12 protein-coding genes are annotated in these 9,357 nt (G+C 74.7%); 4 read left to right on the top strand and 8 right to left on the bottom strand.

The annotated features are described in order from the left end of the window. From rclC to ACTJK8_RS31705, 4 genes are all read right to left on the bottom strand, one after another. Window positions 1-552, bottom strand: a 552-nt coding sequence (gene rclC / locus ACTJK8_RS31720) for a reactive chlorine resistance membrane protein RclC (protein ID WP_440763146.1), incomplete at its 3' end; no start/stop codon positions are given. A gap of 36 nt (window positions 553-588) precedes the next feature. After that, on the bottom strand, window positions 589-936 hold the full coding sequence (locus ACTJK8_RS31715) for a carboxymuconolactone decarboxylase family protein (RefSeq protein ID WP_012321367.1): 348 nt from the start codon (window positions 934-936) through the stop codon (window positions 589-591). Window positions 937-1,023: 87 nt separating this feature from the next. Further along, window positions 1,024-2,004, bottom strand: coding sequence for a cupin domain-containing protein (locus tag ACTJK8_RS31710; protein WP_440763145.1), 981 nt, complete (start codon window positions 2,002-2,004; stop codon window positions 1,024-1,026). Window positions 2,005-2,088: 84 nt separating this feature from the next. Beyond that, window positions 2,089-2,802 carry a TetR/AcrR family transcriptional regulator gene (locus ACTJK8_RS31705; RefSeq protein ID WP_012321369.1) on the bottom strand — a complete coding sequence of 238 codons (714 nt, stop codon included), beginning with the start codon at window positions 2,800-2,802 and terminating at the stop codon, window positions 2,089-2,091. A 159-nt stretch (window positions 2,803-2,961) separates the two neighbouring features. Here ACTJK8_RS31705 and ACTJK8_RS31700 point away from each other — a divergent pair, with 159 nt between their 5' ends. The 4 genes from ACTJK8_RS31700 (at window position 2,962) to ACTJK8_RS31685 (ending at window position 6,801) form a co-directional block, all read left to right on the top strand. Next, window positions 2,962-4,167 (top strand): acyl-CoA dehydrogenase family protein, encoded by a 1,206-nt coding sequence (locus ACTJK8_RS31700; RefSeq protein ID WP_071000160.1) that lies wholly within the window; start codon window positions 2,962-2,964, stop codon window positions 4,165-4,167. A gap of 71 nt (window positions 4,168-4,238) precedes the next feature. Then, window positions 4,239-5,417 (top strand): beta-ketothiolase BktB, encoded by a 1,179-nt coding sequence (gene bktB, locus ACTJK8_RS31695; protein ID WP_440763144.1) that lies wholly within the window; start codon window positions 4,239-4,241, stop codon window positions 5,415-5,417. A gap of 17 nt (window positions 5,418-5,434) precedes the next feature. Then, complete coding sequence (locus tag ACTJK8_RS31690; protein ID WP_043074595.1) at window positions 5,435-6,475, top strand: phosphotransferase family protein; 1,041 nt, start codon at window positions 5,435-5,437, stop codon at window positions 6,473-6,475. After that, window positions 6,472-6,801: a DUF6285 domain-containing protein gene (locus ACTJK8_RS31685; protein ID WP_012321373.1), complete on the top strand. Its 330-nt coding sequence runs from the start codon at window positions 6,472-6,474 to the stop codon at window positions 6,799-6,801. The genes ACTJK8_RS31690 and ACTJK8_RS31685 overlap by 4 nt, the downstream gene beginning before the upstream one ends. Before the next feature lie 137 nt (window positions 6,802-6,938). Here the strand turns inward: ACTJK8_RS31685 and ACTJK8_RS31680 are convergent, their stop codons facing one another. From ACTJK8_RS31680 to ACTJK8_RS31665, 4 genes are all read right to left on the bottom strand, one after another. Continuing rightward, on the bottom strand, window positions 6,939-7,334 hold the full coding sequence (locus ACTJK8_RS31680; RefSeq protein ID WP_029361537.1) for a CsbD family protein: 396 nt from the start codon (window positions 7,332-7,334) through the stop codon (window positions 6,939-6,941). Window positions 7,335-7,413: 79 nt separating this feature from the next. Continuing rightward, window positions 7,414-7,617, bottom strand: coding sequence for a CsbD family protein (locus tag ACTJK8_RS31675; RefSeq protein WP_012321376.1), 204 nt, complete (start codon window positions 7,615-7,617; stop codon window positions 7,414-7,416). A gap of 149 nt (window positions 7,618-7,766) precedes the next feature. Continuing rightward, window positions 7,767-8,690 (bottom strand): hypothetical protein, encoded by a 924-nt coding sequence (locus tag ACTJK8_RS31670; protein ID WP_012321377.1) that lies wholly within the window; start codon window positions 8,688-8,690, stop codon window positions 7,767-7,769. 55 nt (window positions 8,691-8,745) lie between these two features. Continuing rightward, window positions 8,746-9,249, bottom strand: a complete 504-nt coding sequence (locus tag ACTJK8_RS31665) for a CsbD family protein (RefSeq protein ID WP_053620543.1) — start codon at window positions 9,247-9,249, stop codon at window positions 8,746-8,748. Between the last annotated feature and the right edge of the window lie 108 nt (window positions 9,250-9,357).

Raw genomic sequence — 9,357 nt, 5'->3', positions numbered from 1 at the left:
GGCGCTGTCGGCGAGGACGAGCCAGGCGCCGGCCATGAGGGTGACGTCCTTGAGGACGAGGCGGCCCGCGCCCGACAGGTAGGGGAAGCCGTGCTGGGCATCGCCGAGCGCGGCGACCCAGGCCTCGGGGGTGGTGACGAGGAACGACAGGGTCACCACCGGGGTGAGGAAGGCGAGCACCGCCCCGGCCAAGCCCAGCCGCCGCGACACCAGGCCGGCGAGGACGAGCAGGCCGATCAGCAGCTCGACCGTGCCGAGGCCGCGGGAGAACGCGTAGGTGTGGTTGGCCGTCTGCCACGCGCGGGCGGCGAGGTTGAGCTCGCCCTCGTGGGTGAGGTGCTGGGCGTACTGGTCGGGGTGGGCGTAGAAGAACGCCATGACCGGGCTGTTGGCGACGAAGGGCGTGATGCTGTCGGCCTCGTAGGGCGCGAACTTGAGCGCGCCGATCCAGAGGAAGATGACCGCGATGGCGACCCGCATGGCCTGGAGGCCGAGGCGGTTCGAGCCAGGCCCCGAGACGAGGCCGAGGACGCGGCGAACCTGCGTGTTCATGACACGACTCCTTGCTCAATCGGATGGGGGGAGGGGCTACGCCTCGGCGGAGGCCGCGAAGGCGTCGAGCGCGCGGGTCGCGTAGACGACCGCGGCACCGGCACCGAGGCTGGTGGCGACCCCGAGGGCCTCGGCCAGCTCGGCCTCGGTGGCGCCGAGCTTGCGGGCGGCGTCGGTGTGGACCGTGATACAGCCGTCGCAGCGCAGGGAGATCGCCACCGCCACCGCGATCAGCTCGCGGGTCTTGGCGTCGAGCTGGCCGGTCTTCTGGCCTGCGGTGCTGAGGGTGCCGTAGCCCCGCACCGTGTCGGGGCTGAGCTTGGCGAAGTGTCCGACGCCGGCGGTGACCTGCTGGCGGTAGGTGTTCCAATCGATCATGGGCATGACGACCTCCTGCGTGATGACGAGGAAGGTAATCGGGGCCGGCCGCGCCCTCGATGGCCGCGCGGCGCAGGCCGATGACCGCGCGGATCAACCCGCCGGCGGCGCCTCGGCCTGCCGGGCCTGTCCGGGACGGATCCCGTACTTGCGCAGGAACGCCCGGCTGAGGGCGGCCGCGGACTGGTAGCCGACCTCCGCGGCGAGACGGTCCAGCGAGACCGTCTCGGTGCGCAGGCGGTGATGGGCGAGCCCGAGCCGCAGGTCGGTGAGGAATTCCAGCGGGGCGACGCCCGCCGCCGCGCGGAAGGCGCGCACGAGGCTCGCCCGCGACGCGGCGGCCGTCGCGGCCAGCGCGTCGAGCGTCCAGGGATGCACCGGGTCGCGCACCATCGCGAGCACCGCCCGGGCGGTCAGCGGCTGCCCCAGGAGACGCAGCAGCCCCTCGGCCGGGGCCGACGCCTCGAGATGCGCGCGCAGCATCATCATGAACAGCGCGCTCGCGAGGTTCTCGGCGACCGCGACCGACCCGGCGCGGAGGTCGTTCAGCTCCTCGCGGATGCCCGCCAGCAGCGGCGCGAACCGGGTGGCGAGGGGCTCGGCGCCGACGCTCAGGACCAGGAGGTCCGGCAGGGCGGTGACGATCAGGGTCCGGGGCGCCGCCTCGAAAGCCAGGCGGCCGCAGATCAGCTCGACGTCCGGCTCTGCCCCGACGGTGGTCTTGAACCGCAGGTCGTGCGCGTGGCGGACCGCGACGGGCAGGGGCGTCGACGGCGGCGGCCCCGCGCCGTGGAACAGGTGCGCGTCGCCGCGCGGCAGGAGCAGGATGTCCCCGGCCGCGACCTGCAGGGGCGCCCCGCCGGGCCGCCGCAGCGTGGCGCGGCCGCGCGTGACGAGGTGGAAATAGGCCTGCCGCGTCGGCTCCGCCTCGTGCGCGGCGGCCCAGGTGCCGCCGAAGCGGCAGACGTCGTCCAGGTGTGGCCGCACGCGCAGCAGCGGCGCGAGGCCGCTCAGCGGATCGTCGGCCCCGGCGGTCTCCGGCGCGCCCGCGCGGCGCCTGATCGGTCCGGCCATGCTCCCCGTGCTCCGGAATGTCTCCGGGCCCGGCATAAGGGCGCGCGGCGGCCTCGACCAGGGTTGTTCGTCCGTCGCGCGGCGTCAGCCCGCCGCGATGGCCCTCTCGACGAAGGCGGTCACGCCCGCGATGTAGCGCTGGATCGGGATGCCGCGCTTCCGGTGCTTGGCCCGCTTCACGTACCAGTCCTGCAGGAGCGGCTTGATCAGCGCGGCGGTGAGGTCGACGTCGGCGACCGCGAAGACGCCCGCCGCCGCGCCGCGGGCGAGGACCTCGGCGAAGATGCGCTCCGTGGCGGCCTCGCTCTCCGTCGCCATCGTCCGGGCGGGGGCCGGGAACCCCTTCGCCTCCATGAAGGCGAAGACGAACCAGGGCTGCATCGCCTCGGTCAGGCGGATATGGGTCTCGATCAGCCAGCGCAGGTGGGCGGCCGGATCCGCCGCGATCCCCGCCGGGGCCTGCCGCAGGACCGCCTCGGCCGTCTCGGCCACCTCGGTGAGGATCATCACCAGCAGCGTGTTCTTGTTGTCGAAGTACGAGTAGAGCCCGCCCATGCTGAGCCCCGAGGCCCGGGCGAGGTCGCGCAGGCTCGTCTCGTGGAAGCCCTGCCGGCTCGACAGCTTCAGCACCGCCTCGATGATCCGCGCGAGGTTGGCGACGGCGACGTGGTCCTTCCGGACGCTGATCCGGTCCCGGTGCCGCGCCAGGATCCGCGCGCAGATCGCCTCGGTCGCGTAGGCGTCCCTCGCCGGAAGGTTCGCCGGCGGGGCGGCCGGGGGAGCGTCTGCGGGGCTCATCGATCCATCGTCGCTCCGTCGCCGCGCGAGCCCGCCGGGGCCGCGGCCGGGGCCGGGGCCAGCTCCCGCGGTCTAGCCCGTTGCCAGGCACGAATCCAGGCGATAAAAAGCGAGCGCTCGCTCGATTTTCGTCGCCGGCACCGACCCAGGAGGTGGCCCGTGGATTTCACCATCTCCCCGCGCGTCGAGGATTACCGCGCCCGGATCGCGGCCTTCGTGGACGCGCATATCCTGCCGCTGGAGGCGGATCCGGCGGCCTATGACGGTCACGGCAACATCGGTCTCAGCGAGCTGGCCCGGCTGCGCGCGCTCGCCCGCGACCAGGGCCTGTGGTGCCTGCAGCTGCGGCCCGAGACTGGCGGCGCCGGGCTCGACAAGGTCGGCATGGCGGTCTGCTACGAGGCCATGAACCGCTCGATCTTCGGGCCGGTCGTGTTCAACTCGGCCGCGCCCGACGACGGCAACATGATGGTGCTGGAGAAGGTCGCGACCCCGGACCAGAAGGCGCGCTGGCTCGCGCCGATCGTGGACGGGCGGGTCCGCTCGGCCTTCGCCATGACCGAGCCGCATCCCGGCGGCGGCTCCGATCCCGGGATGATCCAGACCCGGGCCGAGCGCCGCGGCGACGGCTACGTGGTCACCGGCCGCAAGTGGTACATCACCGGCGCCGAGGAGGCCGAGCACTTCATCCTGATGGCGCGCACCTCCGACGACGCGCGCAAAGGGCTGACCGCCTTCCTGTTCCACAGGGACCAGCCCGGCTGGCGGATCCTGCGCCGCATCCCGATCATGGGCCCGGAGGAGCACGGCGGCCATTGCGAGCTGCTGTTCGAGGGCCTGGAGATCCCGGCCGAGAACGTCCTGATGAGAGAGGGCGACGGCCTGAAGCTCACCCAGATCCGCCTCGGGCCGGCGCGGCTGACCCACTGCATGCGCTGGCTCGGCCTGTCGAAGCGCTGCGTCGAGATCGCCCGGGCCTACGCGGCCGAGCGGCACGGCTTCGGGATCCGGCTGGCCGACCGGGAGAGCATCCAGCTGATGCTGGGCGACCTCGCCATGCGGATCGAGATCGGGCGCCTCCTGGTGATGAAGGCCGCCTGGGCCCTCGACCAGGGCAGCTTCGCCCGCAAGGAGGTGTCGATGGCCAAGGTGCACGTGGCCAACCTCCTGCACGCGGCCGCCGACACGGCGATCCAGATCAACGGGGCGCGGGGCTACTCGACCGACACGCCCCTCGAGTGGATCTACCGCTACGCCCGGCAGGCCCGCCTCGTGGACGGGGCCGACGAGGTCCACAAGATGGTCCTCAACCGCAACCTCGAGGCCGAGGGCGACGCCTTCTGGTCGTGGGGCGTCGGGGCCTGAGCGGCGCCGACACCGTCCATCCGCCGCGCGGGGCACGCCGGCAGGCTGATTGAGGCATGGAGGCCGAGAGTATGACCGAGGTCGTGATCACAGGCGCGGTGCGCACCGCCATCGGCGCGTTCGGCGGCGCGCTGGCCGGCACGCCCCCCTCCGTCCTCGCCGCAAGCTGCGTCGCGGAGGCGCTGCGCCGCGCCGGGACCGCGCCCGAGGCGGTCGGCCACGTGGTCCTCGGCAACGTCATCCCGACCGAGCCCCGGGACGCCTACATCGCCCGGGTCGCGGCGATGGAGGGTGGCATCCCCGCGGAGGTGCCGGCCATGACGGTCAACCGCCTCTGCGGCAGCGGCCTGCAGGCGGTCGTCTCGGCCGCGCAGTCCATCCTGCTCGGCGACGCCGAGACGGCCCTGGCCGGCGGCGCCGAGAGCATGAGCCGCGCCCCCCACCTCCTGACCACCGGGCGGACCGGGTCGCGCATGGGCGACGCCGTGCTGGTCGACTACATGCTCGGCGCGCTGACCGACCCGTTCGGCAACGGCCACATGGGCGTCACCGCCGAGAACGTGGCCGCGCGCTACGCCGTCCCCCGCGACGTGCAGGACGCCTTCGCGGCCGAGAGCCAGGCCCGCGCCGCGCGGGCGATCCGCGAGGGCCGGTTCCGGGAGCAGATCCTGCCGATCGAGGTCCAGCGCCGGCGCGAGACGGTGGCCTTCGACACCGACGAGCACCCGAAGGCCACGAGCGCCGAGGACCTCGCCAAGCTGCGCCCGGCCTTCTCCAAGACCGGCAGCGTCACGGCCGGCAACGCCTCGGGGCTGAACGACGGCGCCGCGGCCCTCGTCCTGTCGAGCGCCGCGCGGGCGGAGCGCGACGGCGCGACGCCGCTCGCCCGGATCGTCGGCTACGCCCACGCGGGCGTGGACCCGTCCGAGATGGGCATGGGCCCGGTGCCGGCGGTGCGGCGCCTGCTGGAGCGGACCGGCCTGCGGGCCGCGGATTTCGACGTCGTCGAGTCGAACGAGGCCTTCGCGGCGCAGGCCTGCGCGGTCTCCCGCGAACTCGACCTCGACCCCGCGAAGGTCAACCCGAACGGCGGCGCCATCGCCCTCGGCCACCCGATCGGCGCCACGGGGGCGATCATCACCGTGAAGGCCCTCTACGAGCTGGCCCGGACCGGCGGCCGCTACGGGCTCGTGACCATGTGCATCGGCGGCGGCCAGGGGATCGCCATGGCCCTCGAGCGCGTCCCGTGACGCGGCCCTGAGGCACCATGCTGGACGCGGATCAGAGAACGGCGCTCTGCGCCTGGATCGGCCGGACCCTGGAGGCCGGGACGGTCACGCTCGACGACGCGCGGCCGCTGACCGGCGGCTCGATCCAGGAGAACTGGATGCTGTCCTGCCGGGTCGACGGGGCGCCGCGGGGCTTCGTCCTGCGCAAGGACGCGGCCGCCACCATCGCGTCGAGCCGCTCGCGGGCGGAGGAGTTCCGGATCCTGCGCGCCGCCTTCGCGGCCGGCGTGCGGGTGCCGGAGCCGGTCGGCTTCTGCGCGGATCCGGGGGTGGTCGGGGCGCCCTTCGCGCTGATGGGCCTCGTCTCCGGGGTCGGGCTGGGGCCGCGGGTGGTCAAGGACACGAGCCTCGGCGGCGACCGCGCGGCGCTCGCCGAGCAGCTCGGTCGCCAACTCGCCCGGACGCACGGCATCCTGCGGGCGGGCATCCCGGGAGCCGCCCCGGCGGACGACCTCGCCTTCCTCGGCGCGCCCGAGCCGGAGCCGGCCCGGGCCGAGATCCGCGCGCTGCGGGCGAGCCTCGACGGGATCGGCGCCGCGCGCCCGGCCCTCGAATGGGGCCTGCGCTGGGCCGAGCTCCGCGCGCCGCCCTGTCCCGAGCCGGTCCTGGTCCACCGCGACTTCCGCACCGGCAACTACATGGTCGATGCCGAGGGCCTGACGGCGATCCTCGACTGGGAATTCGCCGGCTGGGGCGACCCGGTGCAGGATATCGGCTGGTTCTGCGCCGCCTGCTGGCGGTTCGGCCGGCCCGATCTCGAGGCCGGCGGCATCGCCCCGCGGGCCGCCTTCTACCGCGGCTACGAGGCCGAGAGCGGGCGCGCGATCGACCCGGAGGCGGTGCGCTACTGGGAGATCATGGCGCATCTGCGCTGGGCGGTGATCGCCCTGGAGCAGGGCCACCGCCACGTCTCCGGTCAGGAGACGTCGCTGGAACTGGCGCTCACCGGCCGGATGGCGCCCGAACTCGAGGCCACGATCCTGCGCGAGACCGCGCCCGAGCGGTGGGGAGCCCGATGAGCGACGCCTTCCCGGACGCGCCCGCCGGCGCCGCCCTCCTGGCGGTCGCCCGTCAGAGCCTCCTGGACGAGGTCGCCCCGGCCCTGTCGGGGCGCCAGCGCTACGTCCTGCTGATGGCCGCCAACGCGATCGGTCTGGTCATGCGGGAGATCGAGCAGGCGGGCGCCGCGACCGGGGCCTGGGAGCGGGCGCTGGACGGCGCCGCATCGGCGTCCGATCTGGTCGCGGCGATCCGCGCCGGCCGCCGCGACGGGGACGCGGCGCTCCACGCCGCGCTCGTCGAGGCCACGCGGATCGCCGCCGGCATCTGGAAGGCCCCGGGCTAGCGATCCCGGGCTCCAGATCCGGGCGTCAGTAGGTGCGGCCGGTGCCCCGGCGCCGGTCGTAGCGGCGCCCGAGATAGGCGATGAGCTTCGGCACGATGAAGGCCGTCAGGAGCTTGCGCAGCATCGGTGGAGCCTCCTCAGCGGGCACGGCGGGCGAGCCAGCCCGCCGCGAAGGCGACGGCGGCCAGACCCAGCAGGGTGTTGGTGCGGTTGGCGTCGGCCGTGCGGATCGCCTGCCGGCCGTAATCCGCGCCGCGGCGGCGCACGGCCCGGGCCCGGTCGCGGCCCTCGTCGATCAGGTGGTCGGCCCGTCTCCGGGCGGCCTCGGCCAGGTGGCGGCCGTCCTCCGCCAGGTCCTCGGCGAGGTCCTCGGCCCGGTCGCGGGCGCGGCCGTAGGCGTACTGGGCCCCGCCGGCCACCTGATTGACGGCGCCGCGCACCTGGCGGGCCGGGTCGCCGGTCAGGCCACCCAGGGCGGTCTGGGCGCGGCCCTTGAGATGGCGGGACGCGCCGCGGATCTGGTCGCGGTTCATGCAGCTCTCCTGTTCTCGGGGGGGGTGGAGCCCCGTCTCGGGGCGGCGGCGCCGGTGTGCCGGCGCCGCCGTGTCGGGATCAGTGCTTGCCGGTGACCTTGTCGGCGAGGTTCTTGGCGCCGTCCTTGACGTCGCCGACGGTCTTCTGCGCCTCGCCCTTCAGCTCCTGCGCCTTGCCCTCGGCCACCAGCTTGTCGTTGCCCGTCGCCTTGCCGGCCGCCTGCTTGACGTTGCCCACCGCCTCGTTGGCCAGGCCCTTGATCTTGTCGGTCGTGCTGCTCATCGCGTGCTCTCCTCTCTCTCGGGGTCGTGTCGTGGCTCGGGAGGTCCGGCCGGGCGCCCCGCCCGCCGGGGTGGACGGCCCCCGCCGGGGCGGGAGCCGAGGGGATCACCGGGCGATCGCTGGACGATCGGCCGACGGTGGGCCGGCGATCAGACGCGCCGGGTCTCGTAGGCGCCCAGCAGGGTCGCGGGCTTGGGCGCGCCCAGCCGGCCGCCGACATACGCCGCCAGCGCACCCAGGATCAGCGCCAGCGCGGCGTAGAACGCGCCCTGCGTGGCCGCCGACTTGGCCGTCACCGCCGCCGCCTCGGCCTTCTGCTTGGCGCTGGCCACCGCCTGGTCGTACTGCTTCTCGTAGTCCTGGATCTGCTGGCGGGCCTGATCGACCGGGATGTTCTGCGCCTTGGCCAGGGCGTCGGCCGCCCGCGCCTCGGCCTGCTGCTTCTGCGACGGGTCGCCGGTGAACAGCGCCTTCACCGCCGCGACCGCCGCGTCCCTGGCCGCCTGCGGGTCCTGCCCGGCGGTCTGCTGCCGGACCTTGTCCTCGATGCCGTCGAGCGGGTTGGCGATCTTCGACAGCGACGGCGCCGCCGCCTGGGCCGCCGTCTGCACCGTGCCGCCCACCAGGCTGCCGGCCCCGCCCAGCGCGCCCGACACCGTGCTGAGCGTGCCGCCGACCAGGCCGCTGGCGGCCGAGGTCAGCAGGTACAGCACCACCAGCGTCGTCACCGCCCAGGAGACCAGCCCGTGCAGGGCGGCCGCGCCCGGCAGGGTCTTGCCCGAGAGCCGCCCGGCGATGACGCCCCCGGCCAGCGAGGCCACGAGGCCCGAGGCGACGAACCAGAGCCCCGCGCCCATCGACACGGTCGAGGCGGAGGGGTTGTCGGCGGCGGTCGTGCCGACCGAGGCCAGCCCGACCCCGACGCCGACGAGGTTGACGATCACCTGGGTGACCAGCGCGGTCACGGCGCCGGCGAAGATCGCGCCCCAGGAGACTTGGTTGAGCAGGACTGCGCGCGTGTCGGCGTGCGCGTCCGGCGCGAGGGGCGTTGCAACGGTCTGGATGGTGGTCACGCTGTCACTCCGGGTGGTGGGTCGAAACTCGTGGGGCTGACGGCTCAGGCGCGGCTCAGGCGCGGCGGGCGCTGACGAGCAGGCCGAGGCCGAAGCCCGCGATGCCGGCGATCAGCAGGGCGGCGAGCGGGTACGCGGCGACCTGCTCGCCGACCTCGCGGGTGCCGCGGCGCAGGGCGCGGCTGCCGCGCGCGTAGGCGTCCTCGGCGACGTCGTAGGCCTCCTCGGCGGCGTGGCGGACGCCGCGCTCGGCGCGGGCGTACTGATCGTGCGCGGCGCCCTGGGCGCGGCGGGCGCGGGCCTCGACGTCGTCGGCCCCGAGATCGTCGACGGCGTCGCGGACCCGGCCGCCGAGGTCGCGGGCCGCGTCGGCCACGTGGTCGGCCGCGTCGCGCACGGTGTCCTTGGCCTGGCCGTAGAGGCTCTCGGCCTGTCCGGCGGCCGCGCGGGCGCGGCCCTCGACCGCGTCGCGCCGCGAGCCGGTCAGGTCGCCGAACGCGCCCTGCACCTTGCCGCCGAGTTGCCGGGCCGCGCCCGTGATCCGATCGGTGTCGACCATGTCGTTCTCCTCCGTCGTCGCGTCGGCGATCGCCTCCGCGATCGCGCTGGTGGTGGGGGCGCCTCACCGTGAGGCGCCGGGTGATGTCCGTCAGCGCGGGCCGGAGCC

This window comes from Methylobacterium sp. 22177, from assembly GCF_052045615.1.
GTDB lineage: Bacteria > Pseudomonadota > Alphaproteobacteria > Rhizobiales > Beijerinckiaceae > Methylobacterium > Methylobacterium radiotolerans.
The sequence above is the reverse complement of the archived record's forward strand: the minus strand, read 5'-3'. Positions and strand labels throughout refer to the sequence as shown.

What these genes read in the sequence shown, in the direction of transcription:
- bktB (WP_440763144.1), top strand. Translation starts at nt 4,239, where the DNA reads ATGACCGAGGTCGTGATCACAGGCGCGGTGCGCACCGCCATCGGCGCG.
- ACTJK8_RS31690 (WP_043074595.1), top strand. Translation starts at nt 5,435, where the DNA reads ATGCTGGACGCGGATCAGAGAACGGCGCTCTGCGCCTGGATCGGCCGG.
- ACTJK8_RS31675 (WP_012321376.1), bottom strand. Translation starts at nt 7,617, where the DNA reads ATGAGCAGCACGACCGACAAGATCAAGGGCCTGGCCAACGAGGCGGTG.
- ACTJK8_RS31685 (WP_012321373.1), top strand. Translation starts at nt 6,472, where the DNA reads ATGAGCGACGCCTTCCCGGACGCGCCCGCCGGCGCCGCCCTCCTGGCG.
- ACTJK8_RS31710 (WP_440763145.1), bottom strand. Translation starts at nt 2,004, where the DNA reads ATGGCCGGACCGATCAGGCGCCGCGCGGGCGCGCCGGAGACCGCCGGG.
- ACTJK8_RS31705 (WP_012321369.1), bottom strand. Translation starts at nt 2,802, where the DNA reads ATGAGCCCCGCAGACGCTCCCCCGGCCGCCCCGCCGGCGAACCTTCCG.
- ACTJK8_RS31680 (WP_029361537.1), bottom strand. Translation starts at nt 7,334, where the DNA reads ATGAACCGCGACCAGATCCGCGGCGCGTCCCGCCATCTCAAGGGCCGC.
- ACTJK8_RS31715 (WP_012321367.1), bottom strand. Translation starts at nt 936, where the DNA reads ATGCCCATGATCGATTGGAACACCTACCGCCAGCAGGTCACCGCCGGC.
- ACTJK8_RS31665 (WP_053620543.1), bottom strand. Translation starts at nt 9,249, where the DNA reads ATGGTCGACACCGATCGGATCACGGGCGCGGCCCGGCAACTCGGCGGC.